The sequence below is a fragment of the Pseudomonas sp. SDO55104_S430 genome (assembly GCF_054070595.1).
The window spans coordinates 1-267 of record NZ_JBSVXG010000521.1; the positions used below are offsets into that span (position 1 = coordinate 1).

Below are 267 nucleotides of genomic sequence, written 5' to 3' on the forward strand. Positions count from 1 at the left end.
GGATCACATCCGGCGAAGCAATCGGCCCGATCTCCTTGCGCACCCAGTTCTTCAGCTCCAGGCGCAGCTGCTCGCTCGGTTCTTCACCTTCAATCAACGTGACATAGACATAAATCCCCTGCCCCTTGATGTCGTGCGGCACACCCACCACCGCCGCCTCGGCAACTTTCGGGTGAGCGACCATCGCCGATTCAATCTCGGCCGTCCCCATACGGTGGCCGGACACGTTCAGCACGTCGTCCACACGCCCGGTGATCCAGTAGTAAC

General features: G+C 60.7%; 1 protein-coding gene. It reads right to left on the minus strand.

Annotation, left to right across the window (positions count from 1 at the left end):
• Positions 1-267, minus strand: a 267-nt coding sequence (locus tag ACW9JE_RS30965; RefSeq protein WP_457434941.1) for an AMP-binding enzyme, incomplete at both ends; no start/stop codon positions are given.